We start from the raw sequence: 18,636 nt of genomic DNA, 5'->3' as shown, positions 1-18,636 counted from the left end.
GTGATGCCGGAATTTTTTGAATTCGGTCAGCTGCTGGGGGCGGAGGAAGGATCTCCCGCCTTCGCGAATCTGCTTGCCCTCATCGGCAGTCCGGCGTCAGTGAGCGAGGACCCGGACGACCATGACGACCCGGTCGGGAAAACCCGGTACTACAGCTTCCGCGCGAACGGCATCTTGATGGGTGTTCGCGGCGGCGTACTGAAATATGTCTTTTTCTACTTCGAGAATGAAGAGGGCTATCGGCCCTATTCAGGTCCCTTGTGCGCTGGCGTGGCCGCCGGCTGGAGCCGGGCCGCCATTGACACGGCATTGGGGGCGCCGCAGAAGTCCGGCGGCGGCAAGCCCGATCCGCTGATGGGCTACATACATCATTGGGCGACCTACGGCGTCAATGGCTACAAGGTCCGGTTTGAGTTCGGCAAAGCGGGCCACCTGCGCATGGTGTCGCTGATGCCAATGGCCTAGGCACTAGTTGGGAACGGCGGCAGGCTCGTTGCGGTTGAGGCGTTGTACGCCGACGATCAGGCGATAGGCCTTCCACAGCCAGGCGCCCAGCCAGACCAGGTAGGCCAACGGGATGCCGATGATCGTGACAAACAGCAGCGCGCCCACCACGACGAACGCCACATACCACCAGAACGAGCGGATCATCCAGCTGTGATGGCTGTAGACGAAGGTGCCCTCGGTGGTCGGCCGTTGCAGGTAGTTGAGCGCCAGCGGAATGACGGAAAACAGGCCCAGCGAAAAGAGGAAGCTCACCGCATGCACGATATAGAGCCACCAGGCGGTGGTCTTGGCCGATTCGAGTCGGCCGTCCAGAACCAGTTCTTGCGACATGATCAGTCCTTTGCTTGAATAGTGGTTTTCAGTATAGCCACAGAGCGGAATCTGCGGCGCACGTAGCAAAATATCATCTTTGGCCGGAGCCTGCCAGTGTGCGCCGTAAAAAGGCCGCGATGTCGGCGAACAGCTCCGGCTGGACGGCGTCGCGGTCGAAGCCCGGCGGGTCCTGCGAAGGCTTGAAGTTCGGCCGCGTCATCTCCGGTGGGAACTTGCTCATGAAGGCGAAGTGCCCGGCGCCCGCTATCTCGCGGTGCTCTACCAGCGCGGCATCGGGCACGCCGGCGATGATTTTCTCCGCATGTTCGGCTGGCGTGATGTCGTCCTTTTCGCCGGTGCGCATCAGTATCGGCACGTGCACCTCATGCAACGAACCGGCGATGAACCAGAACGTGGCGGGATTGAGCAGCACCAGCGCCCGCACGCGCGCGTCGGCCCGCACCGGCACCGGTTGCGGCTGGCCATCCTTGCTTTCGCGCGGTCCGGACCAGGGTTGGCCGCCGGCCACCGCCAGCGCCGTATAACCGCCGATCGAATGGCCGATCACGGCCACGCCGTCGGCGGCGATATGGCGTTTGAGCACAGGGTCGGCCAGCGCAGCATCGATGGCGAGCGTGATATGGCGCGGCCGGTTGGCCAGGTTGGCGGCGGTGCCGGCCAGGCTGTTGTCGTGGCGCGTATTGCCCGTATGCGCGGGCAGCGCCACCACAAAGCCGGCCTGCACCAGGTGCCTGGCCATTTGCCGGTAGGCCCACGGCGTACCGGAGTTGCCATGCGAGATCAACACCAGCGGATGCGCGCCGGCGGCCGGCGGCGCATCCCTGGCGACGCTCACGGCGTATGGGCCGAAGTGTTCTTCCGCTTCGACGCCGTCGGCGGGATAGAACAGCGCCAGCGGCACCACCGCACCCTGTGCCGCGTCATCGATGTCGACCAGGCGACAGCCACATACGTGAACCATGGTTTGCTCCTTACAGCGGTCGAACGGGAATGCAGATGTCCAGCGTCATCGCACAGCTCTTCGGGTCCATCGCCAGGTCGGGCCTGAACATTTCGAAGCAAGGGCGGTCGTCGCACTGCAAGCCGCTGGAGGGCAGCCAGTTGCGCGTCATCCAGGTCCAGGCGTCGCTGATCTCGGCGGGCTGGCCTTCGAAGTGGGCCACGGCGTAGCGGCCGCCGGGCAGGGTGGTGATGTCGGCCGAGCCGGTGGCGGTGAAGCTTTCCGGCACGGTGACGCAGGCATCGTAGCGGCACTTGTCGGGCGGCGTGATGCTCGGGTCGTCGTAGCTGACGCCGTAGCACACCTGCTGGTCCAGTCCATGCGACTGTATCCACGGCGATACCGTGCCGCGCCAGAAGGCGCCGATGCCGGGGCCGTAAGGGCCGAAATGGCGATGATAGGCGACACGCGCGGCGGGTAGATCGATCACTTTAACGTCCATGTTGAAATCTCCTGGTTCGTGGTTGGAGATGTCATCGTCGCCGATGGCGGTTTGCGGCGTCTGATCGTAGTTGCTCAACACCTGATCCAGATTGCTCTCCGCGCGGCGGCTGCCGCCCAGCGCCTGCGAGGCCAGCCGCTCCTGGGTGTCGCGGCGCCACTCGGTCGGCGTGCAGCCGAACCGGAGCTTGAAGGCGCGCGCGAACGCCTCGCCGGAGCCGAAGCCGGTGGCCAGCGCAGTCTCCAGCACCGATTCGGGCGGCGTGCAGCTCAGGCGGAACGCGGCTTTTTCCAGCCGGCGGCGGCGCGCGTAGTCGCCCAGGGTTTCACCCATCCACGACTGGAAGATGCGGTGAAAGTGGAAGCGCGAGAAATTGGCGACATCGGCCAGCTGGGCCAGTTCCAACGGCTGGTCCAGATGGGCGTCGATGTAGTTCAGCACGCGGTTCATGCGCCGCGCATACTCGGCGCGCGGGGACTGGTCGTTGGAGAGGCTCATTTATTTTGCCGGCGCGACGCCGGACCTGAATGAAAATCTATAAAATACAATCATGTTGATTATATAAGGAGTGTGCTCCCATGGGTATGGCCGGATATTTTGTCGCAGTGAATGCGGAACAGATCGCCGAGTTCAAGGATGACCCGGACTCCCTCGCCGATTTCCTCTATCCAGCCGAAGAGGAGCCGAAAAACTCCATCGACGTCGACAAGGCCTGGCATGCGATCCACTACATGCTGAACGGCGCGGCCGGGCCGGAAGAGGGCCAGTTGGCGCCGGCGATCTTCGGCGGCGAACCGGTCGGCGAGGAGATGGACTACGGCCCCGCGCGCATACTCAGCCCGGAAGATACCCGGGCTGTGGCTGCCACGCTGGCCACCATCGACGAAGCAGCCATGCGCGCGCGCTATGCTCCCGAGGCCATGGCCGAAGCGCAGATCTACCCCGATACCTGGTTGGGCGACGACGAGGCGCTCGATTATGTGATCCACTATTATCTGCGCATGGCGCAGTTCTACGCCGACGCCGCGAAGCGTGGCGATGGCGTGGTTCTTTTCCTCGCTTAGGACGTGCCAATGGCTGCAAAAACTTCGGTGCTGTTTGTCTGCATGGGGAATATCTGCCGCTCGCCGACGGCGGAGGGCGTGTTCCGCCAGCGTGTGGAGGCGGCCGGCCTGGCCGACCGCTTCCTCATCGATTCGGCCGGCACCCACGGTTACCACGTCGGCGAACCGCCCGATGCGCGGTCGATGGAGCATGCCGCCAACCGTGGTTACGATTTGTCGGCGCAGCGCTCGCGCAAGGTGGCGGCCAGCGACTTCGAAACCTTCGACCATGTGCTGGCGATGGACCACGATAACCTGCGCCTGCTGGAGGCGGCCTGTCCGCCGCAGCACCGCCACAAACTGGGGCTGTTCATGGCGCATGCGCGCCGCAGCGGATCCGATGTGGTGCCCGATCCTTACTACGGCGGCGGCCGCGGTTTCGACATGGTGCTGGACTATATCGAAGACGCATCCGATGGCCTGATCGCTGCGCTGAGCGAGAAATAGAGCGACTGCGAAAGCGATTGCGAAAAAGATAAGTTGGTGGCAGCATACGGCGGTTGATCGCCAATTGAGAGCGATCCGCATCGGGAGAAAAATATGTCGCAACACCGCAAGTGGATGCTGTCCCTGGGCCTGGCTACGGCCGTGCTGTTGGGTGGGACTGTGCAGGCGCAGGATCTGAAACGCCTCGAAACGCTGGTCGACAAGGCCGTCGCCCAGGATCATTTTTCCGGCGCGGTGCTGGTGGCCAAAGGCGACCAAGTCTTGCTGGACAAGGGCTACGGCTCCGCCAACTTGGAGTGGAACATCCCCAATTCGCCGAACACCAAGTTCCGCCTGGGCTCCGTGACCAAGCAGTTCACGGCCGCCAGCGTGCTGCTGTTGCAGGAGCGCGGCAAGCTGGTCGTCTCCGACCCGGTCAGCAAATACCTCGGCGGCCTGCCTGCCGCGTGGAGCAAGGTCACGATTTTCCAGCTGCTGAACCACACCTCGGGCATCGCCAATTTCACGTCGACCAAGGAATACCAGGCGATAGAGCCGTTCAACAAGAAGCCGGAGGAATCGGTGGCGCTGGTGCGCGACAAGCCGCTGGAGTTTGAATCCGGCTCCCGCTTCAACTACAGCAATACCGGCTATGTGCTGCTGGGCGCCCTGATCGAGAAGGTCAGCGGCCAGACCTACGACGCCTTCGTGCGCCAGAACATCTTCGAGCCGCTCGGCATGAAGGACAGCGGCTACGACTGGAACGCCACCGTGCTGCCGAACCGCGCCGCCGGTTATGCTCGCGGCAAGAACGGCATGAGCAACGCCGGCTTTATCAACATGAGCGTCCCGCACGCCGCCGGCGCACTGTACTCCACCACCGGCGACCTGCTGCGCTGGCAGCGCGGCCTGTATGAAGGCAAGCTGCTGTCGCCGGCGTCGCTGGAGGCGATGACCACGCCGTACCACTCCGGCTACGGCTTCGGCCTGGGCATACAGCAGAAGGACGGCGGCAAGGAAGTGGGCCACGGCGGCGGCATCGAAGGTTTCGCCACCGAGGTGCGCTACCGCATGGCCGACAAGGTCAGCGTGATCGTGCTCAGTAACGTCGAAGGCAGCCAGCTGGAATCGCTGACCGCCGGGCTGACCGCCACCGCCCACGGCGGCACCTATCTGATGCCGGCGGAACGCAAGGACATCGCTTTGTCGGCCGAACAGATGGCCGCCATCGCCGGCACCTACACGATGCCGGACGGCCGCCGCCTGTGGCTGCGCACCAGTAACGGCGGCATGACGACGCAGCTGCAAGGCCAGGCGTCGCTGCCGATTTATGCCGAGTCGGCGGACAAGCTATTCCTGCGCAAGGTCGATGCGCAGCTCGTGCTGCATCGCGACGCGGCCGGCAAGGTGGAGGCGGTAACGCTGCTGCAAGGCGGCCGCAATATGCGCATGCCGCGCGTGGACGAAGCGCCGCCCGCCGATGACAGCCCGGCTGCCGGCCAATAACCGGTCGCATGATCATGAGCGCACATATCGTCCAACTGGAAGAGTCGCCCGACGGCGGCGACATGCAGGCGCTGGTCAAGGGCCTGACCGCCTACAACGCGGCGCAAGCCAACGGCGAAACGCCGAACTACCTGGTCGCCACCGTCAAGGACGACGGCGGCAAGCTGGTTGGCGGCCTGTTGGGCGCCACCTACCTTGGCTGGCTGCAGATCCAGGTGGTGTGGCTGGACGACAGCGTGCGCGGGCAGGGCTACGGCAGCGAGTTGATGGCGATCGCCGAGCGCGAGGGTTTGCGGCGCGGCGTACGGAATGTGTTCGTCGAGACGCTCAGCTTCCAGGCCTTGCCGTTCTATGAAAAGCTCGGCTACACCGTGTTCAGCCGCCTCGCCGATTTCCCGCCCGGCGGGGCGCGCTATGCGCTGACCAAAAAGCTGGACGGCTGATAGCCGTAGCCAGTTACGGCTGCTTCGCTCCATGCGAGGCGGCGAACACCGGGCCGCCCAGATACGAGTAATAGAAGCGCCGCTGAGCGGTCGACAGCAGTACGCGGTGAGCGCGCAGGAAGTCGCGTCCCAACACCATCTGATGATCCCTGGTGTCGATGTCGCCGTCCACCGACTCCATGACGGTGAGGCGCGGATGAGCGATCTGTTCCTCGCCGATGGCGAAGCTGTCGAAAGTGGTGATCCATGATTGCCGGGTTTTGTCGTTGAGGCCACGCAGCTTGTTGCCCTTGCGGGTGTCGGCGGCCGCTGGGTCGAAGCCCAGGCGTTCGGCGGTGCGCTGGTCGACCACCGAGATGGTGGCGCCGGTGTCGATCAGGGCCATCAGCTTGGTGCCGTTGAGCGTCACCGGCACCATCGCGCGGCTGTCGCGGTATGGTATGTCCAGCGGCACGTCCATTGCTTTGACGTCCCAGTAGGCCAGCGACTTGTCGTCGCAGCCGGCGCCTCGGAAGAACTTGAGTTGCTTGTCCGCCAGCGCGATTTCCAGGTCGGCTTGCAGCAGGTAGTCGGCGCCGATGATGCCGCCGTAGCCGGGATAGTCAAGGCCCTCGACCACGGGGAACCAGGTCTGGCGCACTCGCGCCGGGCCGATGATCACTTCTTTCGGACGGGCGTTAAACATCGCCGCGCGCCCACCCACGCCATTCACGATCTCGCGAGAACGGGTGAGGGTCACTTTCTGGCGGTCGAGTTCAGCGCGCGTCAACAGGGTTTTGAAGGCGCCGGTGTCGATCAGCATGTGCACCGACTTGCCGTTGATTTGCGCGTCCAGGTAAGGCGTGTCGGAAAAACGTTCGTCCACGTTGATGTCCAGCGCGGCCAATTCGGTGTAGCGGCATTCGGTGGCGGCCTGGCTGGCGACCGCGGCCAGCAGCAGCGGCATGCAAAGGAGGAAGCGGATCATGGATAGCAAGAGCTGTAGATAAAAATCAATATTATCATTTTTGATAATTTTCGTGTTTGATATCGACGGTATCTGCCACGCCGCCTTGCACGTTCACACCCCCATAACAACCGTTCGTCCGGCGGCAGCCACTGTTTGTCGGATGCTCCGTGCAAAAGGTGGTCTTTTGTCTAGAGTGTAGCCATTGCCATCCACATTGTGAGCGATGGCGATATCTACTTGGATGGGAAATATCATGCGTACTTTTGTGTGGGCACTATTGCTGGGCTGCTGCATTCCCGGCGCAGCGGGCGCGGCCGAGAAACCGCTGCAGGAGGCGGACTTGCAGGAATTTAGGGGCCAGTACGATCTGGCCGACGGCCGGACCTTGACGGTCACCGAGCATCGCAAGAAGCTGTTTGTGCAGATGAACAACGGCCCCGTGGTCGAACTGGAGCCGGCCGGCAAGGGCGCATTCATCACGCGCTGGGGCGGGCTGCGCGTGGAGTTCGACCAGCGCGACAACGGCAACGTGGCCGGAGTGAGCCTACACGGCCCGGATCAGATGGTGGCCCGCAGCGTCAAGTAAAGGCAGGGCGCGATCGAGATCGCGCTGTTGCAGCAGCAGGTGGTCGCCGTCGAAGGTCGACACCACGAAGATGCCGATGCCGCCGCGTATCTTGTTCCAGCGTGATCTGATGCATGACGGCTCCTTCAGTGAGCCGCCAGCATAGAGTCCGTCACGCGATTAGTACAGTGAACGATTTTGATTGCCCATTCACTGTGCTAATGCGATCAGGTTTCGCGGGCTGCCCTGCGCTTCGCTACTAACAAACAGAGGAAACCAATCCCGATCAAGAGCGCCATATTCGGCTCTGGAACAGCGGGTATCGGCGATAGCGGTTTGATTTCCGTCACGCTACCCCAATTCCCATAGAACATACCGTTTGAAAGGCCATAATCAAGGTATAGCGAGCTAGATATAGGTGTCTGGCTGGAAAAGAGACGATCGATAGGCGTATCGATCGCGGCGCGCTGAAAATCAAAACTTAGCTGCAATCCTTCTATTGCATAGCCTGCCGGAGCCTGCGTTTCCGAAATCGAGCCGCCCGTATTCCATCGGCCTCCTCCGAGCATTACTACTTCAGTGATGTTCGCGTAGTTATTGGTGACGTAGACCAGGCTGTCGGCGAACTTTATTGCGTTGTTTCCAATAAGAATAGATCCACTGAAGGCGCCGTAAGTGTAGCGGCTGTTTGTATAGTCGGTAGAGGACAGGCTGTCGTCCAACTGGAATTTGCCCGTTATTGTCGTTCCGTCAGGATAAACCCTCGTTGCATTGACCGCGTTATCCGGTACCAACACGCTCTTGAATGTGTACTGATGTAGTTCTGCGTTTGCTTGAGATGCGAGCGATAGCGTCGCCAATACGAGTACCAAGCGGAAGATATTCATGTAGTCCCCATTAATTACCTAATCGATAATCATGGCACACCACATGAAAAAATGCATATTTATCTACTAATGAAGAGCAATAATAGTTGTTTTAACACCAATCGCTAGCGCCTATCAGGTCAGCAGCGGAAGAATGCCGTCCAGGCCGACAAAGTTGAGCGCCACGTTGGCCTGCTCGCGCACCACCGGCTTGGCGCGGAACGCCACCGACATGCCGGAGATGCTCATCATTTTCAGGTCGTTGGCGCCGTCGCCCATGACGATCGCCTGCGAAGGCTCGATGCCCAGCTCCGCGCACACGCGTTCCACGGTGCGCTGCTTCTCTTCCGCATCGACGATGCCGCCGACCACGCGGCCGGTCAGGCGGCCGTCGACGATTTCCAGCTCGTTGGCGTGGGTGTAGTCCAGGCCCAGGCGCTCTTTTAAGCGCGAAGTGAAGAAAGTGAAGCCGCCCGACACCAGCAGCGTTTTCAGGCCGGCCTGCTGCACCGCCTTGAGCATGGTCTCAGCGCCCGGCGACAGTTGCAGGCGTTCGTTATACACGCGCTCCAGCGCCGACGCCTCCAGGCCTTCCAGCAGCGCCACGCGGCGCTTCAGGCTCTCGGAGAAATCGAGCTCGCCGCGCATTGCCGCCTCGGTGATCTCGGACACCTGCGGCTTGAGGCCTTGCATGTCGGCGATTTCGTCGATGCACTCGATGGTGATCAGCGTCGAGTCCATGTCCATCGCGACGAGCTTGAATTCGCTCATCTTGTGCATGCCGATGGAATAGGTGGCGTCCAGCTGGGCCGCCTGGGCGGCCACTTCGATGGTCTGGCGCAGCGCCGGCGAGAAGGTGATGCCTTCGCAGCGCAGCGCGCGTTCGTTCAACCAGGTGATGTTTTTCGGCGCCGTCAGCGCCGCGATGCGTTCCAGCCGGGCCTTGCAGTCGTCCAAACCTTGCAGCACGAGATTCATAGTATTTTTTGCAGTCTTCATAAATGCGTATAGCGTTTTTTGGGCTAAGCGCCCAAGTTACTGGTTATGGCTCATGTGGTCAACTGTTTGATCGCACCTTTGATCTGGGCGACACGCGCCGCCAGGTCGGGCATGGAGGCGGTGATCTTCAGTTTGTCCTGGCCATTGAGCTTGATCTGGCGGTTCTTCTGTATCAGCTCGATGATGCGCATCGGGTCGATCGGCGGCTTGGCCATGAACTGCAGGGTGGCCGCTTCGCCATGGGCGTCGATCTTGACGATGCCCACGGTTTTGGCGGCGATGCGCAGACGGTGGGTCTCGATCAGCGCCTTGACGGGATCGGGCAGTTTGCCGAAACGGTCGATCATCTCTTCCTGCATGTCGTCGATCTTGTCCTGGACGTTGCAGTTGGCCATGCGTTTGTAAATGGACAGCCGTTCGTGCACGTCGCCGCAGAAATCGGCCGGCAGCAGCGCCGGCACGTGCAGGTTGATCTCGGTGGTGGTGGCCAGCGGCGCCGCCAGGTCCGGCTCCTTGCCGGCCTTAAGCGAGCGCACCGCCTCGTTCAGCATGTCCGAGTACAGTTGGAAGCCGATCTCGGTCATCTCGCCGGACTGGTTGTCGCCCAGGACTTCGCCGGCGCCGCGGATCTCCAGGTCGTGCATCGCCAGATAGAAGCCGCTGCCCAGTTCTTCCATCTGCTGGATCGCGTCCAGGCGGCGCTGCGCCTGTTTGGTCAGTCCTTGCACGTCGGTCACCAGCAGGTAGGCATAGGCCTGGTGGTGCGAACGGCCGACGCGCCCGCGCAACTGGTGCAGCTGCGCCAGGCCGAACTTGTCGGCGCGGTGCATGATGATGGTGTTCGCGGTAGGCACATCGATGCCGGTTTCGATAATCGTGGTGCACAGCAGGATGTTGTAGCGCTGCGCCACGAAGTCGCGCATCACTTTTTCCAGGTCGCGCTCGTGCATCTGGCCGTGGGCCACGGCGATGCGCGCCTCCGGCAGCAGCTCGGTCAGCATCGCCATGCGGTTCTGGATGGTCTCGACCTCGTTGTGCAGGAAGTAGACCTGGCCGCCGCGCTTCAATTCGCGCAGGCAGGCTTCGCGGATGATGGATTCGCCCTCGCTGCGCACGAAGGTCTTGATCGCCAGGCGCTTTTGCGGCGCGGTGGCGATGACGGAGAAGTCGCGCAGGCCTTCCAGCGCCATGCCCAGCGTGCGCGGAATCGGCGTGGCGGTCAGCGTCAGCACGTCGACCTCGGCGCGCAGCGATTTCAGGGTTTCCTTCTGGCGCACGCCGAAACGGTGTTCTTCGTCGATGATGACCAGGCCGAGGCGGGTGAACTTGACGTCGTCCGACAGCAGCTTGTGGGTGCCGATGACGATGTCCAGCGTGCCGTCGGCCATGCCCTTGATCGCCTGCGTGATCTCCTTGCCGGTGCGGAAGCGCGACATTTCGGCGATGCGCACCGGCCAGTCGGCGAAGCGGTCGGCGAAGGTTTGCGCGTGCTGCTCGGCCAGCAGCGTGGTCGGCGCCAGGATCGCCACCTGCTTGCCGCCCATGACGGCGATGAAGGCCGCGCGCAGCGCCACCTCGGTCTTGCCGAAGCCGACGTCGCCGCACACCAGCCGGTCCATCGGCTTGCCGGAGGTCATATCCTTGATGACGTTGTTGATCGCTTCCTGCTGGTCCGGCGTTTCGTCGAAGCCGAAGCTGTCGGCGAAGCGCTCGTAGTCGTGCGCCGAATATTCGAACGAATGGCCCTGGCGCAGCGCGCGGCGGGCGTACAGGTTCAATAGCTCGGCGGCGGTGTCGCGCACCTGTTCGGCGGCGCGGCGCTTGGCTTTCTCCCACGCGCCGGAACCCAGCGCATGCAGCGGCGCGTCTTCCGGCGAGGCGCCGGAGTAGCGCGAGATCACGTGCAGCTGCGATACCGGCACATACAGCTTGGTGTCCTTGGCGTATTCCAGGTGCAGGAACTCGGTCTCGCCTTCGCCCAGGTCCATGCTGGTCAGGCCCATGTAGCGCCCGATGCCGTGGTTGATGTGCACCACCGGATCGCCGATCTTCAGCTCCGACAGGTCGCGCACCATCGATTCGACCTGGGTGACGGCTTCCTGCTTCTTCTTGCCGACGCGGCGGCCGGAGCCGGCATACAGCTCGGTCTCGGTGATGAAAATCAGGTTTTCGGTCGGCGTCGACAGCTCGAAGCCGGCGTGCAGCGGCGCCACGCCCAGCATCAGCTTCGCGCCGGAGGTGGCGAAGCCTTCGTAGCCTTCGACCGGCGTCAACGCCAGGTCGTATTCGGTGAAGTACTGCTGCAGCGTCTCGCGGCGGCCGTTCGATTCGGCGCAGATCATCACGCGGCGGCCGGCAGGCAGCAGGTAGGCGCGCAGATTGGTCAGCGGGTCGTCGCTGTGGCGGTTGACGGCGATGTTGGGCACCGGCGCCGACAGCTCGGAGGCGCCGCTGTCCGCATCTTTCGAGATCACCAGCCGGCCGTAGGGCTTGGCCAGTGTGAAGAACTGTTCGTCCGACAGGAACAGCGCTTCCGGCGCCATGATGGGGCGGTCGCGGTCGGACTTGAGGAAGCGGTAGCGCGAGCCGGTGTCGGTCCAGAAGCGCTTGATGGCGGCGTCGATGTCGCCCACCAGGGCCAGCGCCGCGCCCTGCGGCAGGTAGTCGAACAGCGTGGCCGTCTCTTCGAAGAACAGCGGCAGGTAGTACTCGATACCGGCCGAGGCGATGCCGCTCTTGATGTCCTTGTACACCACCGAGCGCGATGGATCGCCCTCGAACTGCTCGCGCCAGCGGTTGCGGAAGGTGGTGCGCGCCGCTTCGTCCATCGGGAACTCGCGGCCGGGCAGCAGCCGCACCTCGTTGACCGGGTACAGCGAGCGCTGGGTGTCGGCGTCGAAGGTGCGGATGGTTTCGATGGTGTCGCCGAACAGGTCGAGCCGGTAGGGCAGGGCGGAACCCATCGGGAACAGGTCGATCAAACCGCCGCGCACCGAGTATTCGCCGGGCGACATCACCTGCGCCACGTTGGTGTAGCCGGCCAGCGTCAGCTGCGCCTTCAGGCGCGCTTCATCGAGCGACTCGCCTTTTTTGAAGAAGAAGGTGTAGGCCGCCAGGAACGACGGCGGCGCCATGCGCACCAGCGCCGTGGTGGCCGGCACCAGCATCACGTCGCACTGGCCGCTGGAGATTTCGTGCAGCGTGGCCAGGCGCTCGGACACCAGGTCCTGGTGCGGCGAGAAGGCGTCGTAGGGCAGGGTTTCCCAGTCCGGCAGCAAATGGCAGCGCAGCTGGTCGCCGCCGAACCATGGGATCTCGTCCAGCAGGCGCTGGCCGTCGCTGGCGTTGGCGACGATCACGGCCAGCATCTGGCCCTGGGATTTGAGTTCGAGCGCGGTAAGCGCCAATGCGTAGGCGTCCGACGAGCCGTGCAGCGCAGGCAGGGCGAAGCGGGTGCCGGGTTTTGGTAGGGAGTTTTTTAAGACCAGGGACACAACACACATTCACTGTTAAGGCGCGTCGCCAGAGTGGCAATGCCGCTGCCGACATTATAGACGAAGCCCAGTCTTCGAGTGAACGGCGCGCTACCCCGGTGAGGCTGGGGTCAGACCCCGGGCGGGGTCAGACCCCGGGCGGGGTCAGACCCCTTCGGGCCGCAGTGCGGGGGCAGCCGGCCGGTTGGCGATGCCGAAGGGCACGTGGACCATCGGTATGTTGCCGCCGGCCGACTTCAGGTGGCTGAGCTGGTCGTCGAAGAAGATATGCGGCTTGAAGATGCCCAGCACCCGGGCTTTTTCCATGCCGCCCAGGAAAAACGTCTCGTTGGCGGACACGCCCCAGCTCTTCAGCGTGGTGACCACGCGCTCGTGCGACGGCGCGCTGCGGGCGGTGATGATGGCGATGCGCAGGATGCGCTTGTACGACGGATCGCGGCGCTGGGCGCGTTCCTCCAGCCGCTGCATCAGCGACAGCTTTTGGAACAGGTCGGCCAGCGGGCCGGGCTGGTGGGGGATGGCGACCCGCTCGCGCTCGTGCGCATGGAACTCGTCGACATCGTTGTTGCGCTTGAAGACGGTCTCGGATTCGTCGTCGGCGATCACGCCGTCGAAGTCGAAAGCGACCCGCAATTCCTCGTCGTCATCGTCCTCGGTGCGCGAGGGCAGCACCAGGCCGGCCGGATAATTGGCCTCCAGCGCGTTGCGGACGTCCTCCTCGTTGGCGCTCAGGAACAAAGAGGTATTGAAGGCCGGCAGGTAGCTGTACGGCGATTTGCCGGTGACGAAGCAGGCGCGCGAGATGTCCAGCCCGTAGTGGGCGATGGAATTCATCACCCGCAGCCCGGTTTCCGGCGAATTGCGCGACATCAGCACCACTTCCACCGGCGCCGACTGGGCGTAGTGCTTGTTGATGTTGAGGAAGCGGCGGATGAAGGGGAAGGCCACGCCCTTGCCCAGGATCACGTCGATATGCTGTTCCTGGTACTTGCGGTACTCCTCGGCGCCGCCCTCCAGGTAGATCTTGTGCGATTCGGTCAGGTCAAACAGCGCGCTGGAGGCGATGCCGATCACCAGTTTATGCTCGATAGGATAGGCCATGGTTTAGTCGGTGGATTGCTATAAGCATCACTTTACCCGATACGCCCGCATAGCGTGCGGCATATTATTGGTATGTAATTGGTTATATAGTGCGGATATTTTTCTTATCAATAATATTATTCTTGTTGTTGATGAGATATAATTCAGCCCTTGCTTGAGGGTTTTTCCTGTTTCCTAACGAACATACCAATTACATACCATGACCATTTCCACTCTGATGCACCGCATTTTGCCGCTGGTGCTGGGCGCGGCTGCCTTGTGCAGCGCCCAGGCCGCGGCGCCTAGTTTCAACCTGGGTCCGGCGTCGGACTACAGCGCCTATTTCTACGGCAGCGCCAGCAGCTTCACCGATATCGAAGGCCGCATGGCCGTCGGCGGCAGCGTCAACACCTCGGGCGCATCGATCGGCTACCGCACTCCGTTCGGCGTCACCGCGCCCAGCCTGGTAGTCGGCGGCAATGTCAGGCTGAACGGCGGCGACATCTACGCCGCGCCGCTGGCCAATGTGAACACCAACGCCTCGATCGGCCCGATCACCGAATACACCAAGAATTACAACGGCTTTGGCGTGTACGGCGGCGCGAACAACTCGTCTTCCTACCTGACGCTGAACAAAGCCAATATTTCGACCTACACCGACTTCGCCGCGGCCAAGACCCAACTGACCGGCCTGTCGAGCACGCTGAACAGCCAGGCCGGCAACGGCGCGGTCAACTTCGTCAACGGCGGCATCGAGCTGGTCGGCAACAATAGCTCCGGCCTGCAAGTGTTCAACGTCGGCACCCACGACCTGAGCAACCTGACGCTGAGCAACGTGAAAGACGGCGCCACCGTGGTCATCAACGTGAACGGCACGGGCGACGTGGTCTTCGGCGGCGGTCAGGGCGGCCTGCTGGAGCAGATGCGCGCCAACGTGCTGTTCAACCTGAACGACGCCACCGGCGTCAAGGTCAACACCTTCGTCTGGGGTTCGGTGCTGGCCAACAACGCCGTGGTGTCCGGCGCCGGCCACCTGGAGGGCAGCGTTGTGGCCCGCGCCCTGGTCAGCGCGGTCGAGATCGGCTACGAGCCGTTCAAGGGCTACATCGCCACCCCGGTGCCTGAGCCGGAAACCTATGCCATGCTGCTGGGCGGCCTGGCGCTGATGGGCGTGGTTGCACGCCGCCGCAAGGCCTGATACCGGCCGGCGTCGCGAAAAAAGCTGTCTCGGCAGCTTTTTTTGTTTCTTTTTTACATGTGCGATTGCCACTGGCCGTGCGCTGGGATACATTGAGGCATCCCTCAAGGCGGAATCCGGCGTGCTCAATCTCGACACTCTATTGTTGGTACAGGTCTGCGTCACATTGCTGACGACGGCGCTGCTGGTCGCCTCCGCCTGCTATTCGGGCAGTCCGCCCGAGTTGCGCTGGTGGGCGCTGGGCAATCTGGTGGTGTCGGTCGGCCTGGCCATGACCAACCTCGATGACCTGCCTGCCATCCTGCACATGGTGGTCGGCTACGGCGTGATGGCGTTCGGCCTGGGGCTGGTGCTGCGCGGCCTGCGCGTGCACTGCTCCGATACGTTGAGCTGGCGCGGCGTGGCCATCATCACCGTGCTGGCGCTGCTGGTCTCCACCTACTTCAGCCTGATCGTGCCCAGCCTGCGGGCGAGGCTGTGCTTTAGCGGTTTCTATTTTGCGCTGCTGAACTGGCTGTGCGCGGTCACCATCGCCCGCCACGGCGGTTGGCGCGGCATCATCATCAGCGTGACCGGCTTTTCGGTGCTGGGGCTGGCCTTGTTCGTGCGCGGCGTGCACATGCTGTTCCATGGCGATCCGGCCGACGTGCCGAGCTCACTGGTGATGGGGGCCAGCATGCTGGTGATACCGCTGGCCCAGGTCTGCATCGCGTTCGGCCTGATCCTGATGGTGATGTGGCGCTACGCCGAACGGCTGCGGCGCCTGTCGACGCTCGATGCGCTGACCGGGGCGCTGAACCGGGCCGGCCTGGAAATCCACGGCAAGCGGGTGGCGCTGCGCGCGCAGCGCGGCCGCCGCAGCTTGGCCGTGATCATGATCGACGTCGACTTCTTCAAGACCATCAACGATACCTACGGCCATCCGGTCGGCGACGAGGTGCTGCGCCATCTGGCCGGCATACTCAAGCTGGAGCTGCGGCCCTACGATTTGCTGGCGCGCTTCGGCGGCGAGGAGTTCGTGCTGGTGCTGGACGGCTCGGATCTGCCGTCCGCGGCCAAGGTGGCCGAGCGGCTGCGCGCGCGCATCGAGCTGGAACTGGTGGAGATCGATGCGCTGTCGGTGCGCTATACGGCCAGCGTCGGCGTGGTCTCGTCGGACCAACATGGCTATGACTTGATACGCCTGATCTCCGCCGGCGACGCCGCCATGTACGAAGCCAAGCGCACTGGCCGCAACCGCGTGATCGGCGGCTAAGCTCCGGCCGCCGGCGTCAGGACAGCAGCGCGATCAGCGCGGCCGGGTGCAGGCTCCAGCCGGCCAGGCCGGATAATCCCATCAGCACGCCGAACGCGGTCGGCACCAGCGCCGCGAAGTACAGCGCCCACAACTGGGTCAGCGCGGTGATCGCCAGCAGCGAGATGGCGATCGCCAGCAGCGCGTCCGACAGGTCGAACTGATCGTCCTTGAAGTTGGCGGCGTCGTAGGTTTTCTGGTCCTGCTCGGCCTGGGCCCTGGCTTCGGCCTTCTTGCTGTCCTGGTCCTGGACCACCTTCTCGTACTGCTTGATCGCTTCCTGGTAGGCAGCCTGCTCGGTCGCCGGCTTGCCCGCCGCGGCAAGGCGCAGCTGCACCACGGTCGACTTGGCGACTTCCTCGCGCACGTTGCGGGCCTGGTAGAAGGCCCAGTGGTCGACCCGGTTGGCCTGCGCCTGCTGCATGCTCTGGTTGATGTTGTCGTCCTTGACCTTGCAGATGCCCATGAAGGTGGCCAGCAGCGCGACTGTGATGGCGACGGTGGCATTGAGCTTGCGGCCGGCGGCGGGAGTGTCGGCCTGGGTATCGACGATGTCTAGTGCTTCCATTTTCGGTAGGGGGGCGGTGTAAAAACCGCAAGCTTACCCTACAACTGTGCGCGCGGCACCACAGACTGAAAGAATCTGATTGACGCTGCCATGCCCGGACAGCATATTGGGCCTAAGGGAATTGTCACACATTCTCTCCTCGATTTCACCACTTCAAGGGATACCGGATGTTCAAGAATTTACTCATCAAGTGGAAGCTCGCCGTGCTGGTGGCGATCATGATGCTGGCGCTGCTGGTGGTGGGCGCGGCGGGCTACACGGGCATTGTCAAGGTGGGCGGCGCCGTCAACGAAATCGGCGTGGTGCGGCTGCCGTCGATCCAGGGTTTGCTGGCGATGAGCGAGGGCCAGACCGCGGTGGCGGCGGCCACGCTGTACACGGCGGTCTACGAAAACGACTATCACTCGCAGGACAAATTCAACGAAGCGCAGGAGCTGCGCAAGAAAGCCTGGGCCAACATCGATCGCGGCTGGAAGCGCTACGAGCCGCTGCCGCAAACGGCCGAGGAGGAGGTGCTGTGGAAGCAGTTCACCGGCGAATGGGCCGCGTGGAAAGCGGTGGACGACAAGATCGGCTCCATCGTCGGCGCCATGGCAGGCAACAAGGACGAGCAAAAGCAGAAGGATTTGTTTGTCGATTTCTTTGCGCAGTACCAGCTGTCGCGGCCCTTGTTCCTGAAGGCCGAGGCGACGCTGATGAAGATAGAAAAACTCAACGAGGACATCGCGGCCACCAGCGTGCAAGAGGGCGCGGCGGCGATCTCGCGCGCCGAGTGGGCGATGGTGGCGTCGGGCGTGATCGCGGCGCTGGTGGCGATCGGCTGCGCGGCCTACATCACGGGGGCGATCACCACGCCGATCAATGAGGCGGTGCGCGTGGCGCAGACGGTGGCGTCGGGCGACCTGACCAGCCGGATCGAGGTCGAGACCACCGAGGAAACCGGACAGCTGCTGCAGGCGCTCAAGGACATGAACACCAGCCTGATACGCATCGTCGGCCAGGTGCGCGGCGGGACGGAGACGATAGCGGCGGCGTCGACGCAGATCGCCAGCGGCAACCTGGATCTGTCCTCGCGCACCGAGGAGCAGGCCAGTTCGCTGGAGGAGACCGCGTCGTCGATGGAGGAGCTGACGTCGACGGTGCGGCAGAATGCGGACAACGCGCGCCAGGCCAACCAGCTGGCGGCGTCGGCGTCCGGCGTAGCGGTGCGCGGCGGCGACGTGGTGTCGCGCGTGGTGGATACGATGGAGTCGATCAACGCGTCGTCGTCCAAGATCGTCGACATCATCAGCGTGATCGACGGAATCGCGTTCCAGACCAACATCCTGGCGCTGAACGCGGCGGTGGAGGCGGCGCGGGCGGGCGAGCAGGGACGCGGCTTTGCGGTGGTGGCGTCGGAAGTGCGCAACCTGGCGCAGCGTTCGGCCACGGCGGCCAAGGAGATCAAGGAATTGATCGGCGATTCGGTCGACAAGGTCGGCGCCGGCAGCAAGCTGGTGGCGGAGGCCGGAGCGACGATGGGCGAGATCGTCTCCAGCGTGCAGCGTGTGACCGACATCATGGGCGAGATCACCCTGGCGACGCAGGAGCAGAGCGTGGGCATCGACCAGATCAACATGGCGGTGGGCCAGATGGACACGGTGACGCAGCAGAACGCGGCGCTGGTGGAGGAAGCCGCAGCGGCGGCGGCCTCGCTGCAGGAGCAGGCGGCGGCGTTGGCGGAAGTGGTCAGCGTGTTCAAGCTGGACCAGGCGATGGCGCCGCGTCCGCAGGCGATGGCGCGGCGCCAGACCCGCGTGGCGGCAGCGCCGGCGCGGGTTGCCGTCGCGGCGCCGGCCGCGCGTCCGGCGTTGAAGGCTGCGG

The 18,636-nt window shown here is 63.4% G+C and carries 18 protein-coding genes; 9 read left to right on the top strand and 9 right to left on the bottom strand.

What is annotated here, in order from left to right; genetic code table 11:
- Positions 1-3 precede the first annotated feature (3 nt).
- Complete coding sequence (locus V6M89_RS26925; protein ID WP_332856095.1) at positions 4-465, top strand: hypothetical protein; 462 nt, start codon at positions 4-6, stop codon at positions 463-465.
- A gap of 3 nt (positions 466-468) precedes the next feature.
- On the opposite strand, the gene V6M89_RS26920 is transcribed toward V6M89_RS26925, so the two are convergent.
- The 3 genes from V6M89_RS26920 to V6M89_RS26910 all read right to left on the bottom strand — a co-directional run bounded on the left by V6M89_RS26920 (position 469) and on the right by V6M89_RS26910 (position 2,780).
- Positions 469-837 (bottom strand): DUF4870 family protein, encoded by a 369-nt coding sequence (locus V6M89_RS26920; RefSeq protein ID WP_332856094.1) that lies wholly within the window; start codon positions 835-837, stop codon positions 469-471.
- Between the two features lie 73 nt (positions 838-910).
- Positions 911-1,801 (bottom strand): alpha/beta hydrolase family protein, encoded by an 891-nt coding sequence (locus V6M89_RS26915; protein ID WP_332856093.1) that lies wholly within the window; start codon positions 1,799-1,801, stop codon positions 911-913.
- Positions 1,802-1,811: 10 nt separating this feature from the next.
- Positions 1,812-2,780, bottom strand: coding sequence for an AraC family transcriptional regulator (locus V6M89_RS26910; RefSeq protein ID WP_332856092.1), 969 nt, complete (start codon positions 2,778-2,780; stop codon positions 1,812-1,814).
- Between the two features lie 80 nt (positions 2,781-2,860).
- On the opposite strand from V6M89_RS26910, the gene V6M89_RS26905 reads away from it, so the two are divergent.
- The 4 genes from V6M89_RS26905 to V6M89_RS26890 all read left to right on the top strand — a co-directional run bounded on the left by V6M89_RS26905 (position 2,861) and on the right by V6M89_RS26890 (position 5,760).
- Positions 2,861-3,346 (top strand): YfbM family protein, encoded by a 486-nt coding sequence (locus V6M89_RS26905; RefSeq protein WP_332856091.1) that lies wholly within the window; start codon positions 2,861-2,863, stop codon positions 3,344-3,346.
- 9 nt (positions 3,347-3,355) lie between these two features.
- Positions 3,356-3,832, top strand: a complete 477-nt coding sequence (locus V6M89_RS26900) for a low molecular weight protein-tyrosine-phosphatase (protein WP_332856090.1) — start codon at positions 3,356-3,358, stop codon at positions 3,830-3,832.
- A gap of 93 nt (positions 3,833-3,925) precedes the next feature.
- Positions 3,926-5,317, top strand: a complete 1,392-nt coding sequence (locus tag V6M89_RS26895) for a serine hydrolase (RefSeq protein ID WP_332856089.1) — start codon at positions 3,926-3,928, stop codon at positions 5,315-5,317.
- 14 nt (positions 5,318-5,331) lie between these two features.
- Positions 5,332-5,760, top strand: a complete 429-nt coding sequence (locus V6M89_RS26890; protein ID WP_332856088.1) for a GNAT family N-acetyltransferase — start codon at positions 5,332-5,334, stop codon at positions 5,758-5,760.
- A 13-nt stretch (positions 5,761-5,773) separates the two neighbouring features.
- Here V6M89_RS26890 and V6M89_RS26885 read toward each other — a convergent pair whose 3' ends face one another.
- Positions 5,774-6,727 (bottom strand): retroviral-like aspartic protease family protein, encoded by a 954-nt coding sequence (locus V6M89_RS26885; protein ID WP_332856087.1) that lies wholly within the window; start codon positions 6,725-6,727, stop codon positions 5,774-5,776.
- A gap of 235 nt (positions 6,728-6,962) precedes the next feature.
- Here V6M89_RS26885 and V6M89_RS26880 point away from each other — a divergent pair, with 235 nt between their 5' ends.
- The gene (locus V6M89_RS26880; protein WP_332856086.1) at positions 6,963-7,295 is read left to right on the top strand and encodes a DUF3471 domain-containing protein; all 333 of its coding nucleotides are present in this window, start codon (positions 6,963-6,965) and stop codon (positions 7,293-7,295) included.
- A gap of 206 nt (positions 7,296-7,501) precedes the next feature.
- Here the strand turns inward: V6M89_RS26880 and V6M89_RS26875 are convergent, their stop codons facing one another.
- The 4 genes from V6M89_RS26875 to V6M89_RS26860 all read right to left on the bottom strand — a co-directional run bounded on the left by V6M89_RS26875 (position 7,502) and on the right by V6M89_RS26860 (position 13,734).
- Positions 7,502-8,161, bottom strand: coding sequence for a hypothetical protein (locus tag V6M89_RS26875; protein ID WP_332856085.1), 660 nt, complete (start codon positions 8,159-8,161; stop codon positions 7,502-7,504).
- A 114-nt stretch (positions 8,162-8,275) separates the two neighbouring features.
- Positions 8,276-9,118, bottom strand: coding sequence for a phosphoserine phosphatase SerB (gene serB / locus V6M89_RS26870; RefSeq protein WP_332856084.1), 843 nt, complete (start codon positions 9,116-9,118; stop codon positions 8,276-8,278).
- Between the two features lie 71 nt (positions 9,119-9,189).
- On the bottom strand, positions 9,190-12,642 hold the full coding sequence (gene mfd / locus V6M89_RS26865; RefSeq protein WP_442882004.1) for a transcription-repair coupling factor: 3,453 nt from the start codon (positions 12,640-12,642) through the stop codon (positions 9,190-9,192).
- Between the two features lie 135 nt (positions 12,643-12,777).
- On the bottom strand, positions 12,778-13,734 hold the full coding sequence (locus V6M89_RS26860) for a 5'-nucleotidase (protein ID WP_332856082.1): 957 nt from the start codon (positions 13,732-13,734) through the stop codon (positions 12,778-12,780).
- 199 nt (positions 13,735-13,933) lie between these two features.
- Here V6M89_RS26860 and V6M89_RS26855 point away from each other — a divergent pair, with 199 nt between their 5' ends.
- Complete coding sequence (locus V6M89_RS26855; protein ID WP_332856081.1) at positions 13,934-14,911, top strand: choice-of-anchor A family protein; 978 nt, start codon at positions 13,934-13,936, stop codon at positions 14,909-14,911.
- A 121-nt stretch (positions 14,912-15,032) separates the two neighbouring features.
- Positions 15,033-16,166: a GGDEF domain-containing protein gene (locus V6M89_RS26850; protein ID WP_332856080.1), complete on the top strand. Its 1,134-nt coding sequence runs from the start codon at positions 15,033-15,035 to the stop codon at positions 16,164-16,166.
- A 16-nt stretch (positions 16,167-16,182) separates the two neighbouring features.
- On the opposite strand, the gene V6M89_RS26845 is transcribed toward V6M89_RS26850, so the two are convergent.
- Positions 16,183-16,773 carry a DUF4337 domain-containing protein gene (locus V6M89_RS26845; RefSeq protein ID WP_332856079.1) on the bottom strand — a complete coding sequence of 197 codons (591 nt, stop codon included), beginning with the start codon at positions 16,771-16,773 and terminating at the stop codon, positions 16,183-16,185.
- Positions 16,774-16,940: 167 nt separating this feature from the next.
- On the opposite strand from V6M89_RS26845, the gene V6M89_RS26840 reads away from it, so the two are divergent.
- On the top strand, positions 16,941-18,636 hold a 1,696-nt coding region (locus V6M89_RS26840; protein ID WP_332856078.1), incomplete at its 3' end, for a methyl-accepting chemotaxis protein.

This window comes from Duganella sp. S19_KUP01_CR8, from assembly GCF_036688705.1.
Lineage (GTDB): Bacteria > Pseudomonadota > Gammaproteobacteria > Burkholderiales > Burkholderiaceae_D > Rugamonas.
The sequence above is the reverse complement of the archived record's forward strand: the minus strand, read 5'-3'. Positions and strand labels throughout refer to the sequence as shown.